The organism is Parvimonas sp. D2, from assembly GCF_035282635.1.
Lineage (GTDB): Bacteria > Bacillota > Clostridia > Tissierellales > Peptoniphilaceae > Parvimonas.
On the sequence record NZ_JAYKBO010000035.1, the window covers coordinates 1 to 277 of the forward strand.

The 277-nt window shown below is 42.2% G+C and carries 1 protein-coding gene; it reads left to right on the forward strand.

All coding sequences use genetic code 11. The features are described from left to right. Positions 1-277 (forward strand): (2Fe-2S)-binding protein (locus VJI77_RS07480; RefSeq protein ID WP_323988964.1); only part of this gene is annotated, 277 nt, incomplete at both ends.

Sequence of the window (277 nt, forward strand, 5' to 3'; positions counted from 1 at the left end):
TGTGACACCACAAACTGTGGCCTTTGCACTGTATGGGTGGATGATGAAATTATTTTGTCTTGTGCTTATCCTACATTTCGTGCGCCAGGCCATAAGATTACTACATTAGAAGGCTTACAAGAGGAAGCTGAATTATTGGCGGCTTGTATCGCAAGTGAAGGCGCAGATCAGTGTGGTTTTTGTACAACCGGCATGATGATGAGTGCTATCAATTTGAAACGCAAAAATCCAAAGGCTAGCGATGATGAAATTCGCGAATACCTTATAGGTAACTTGT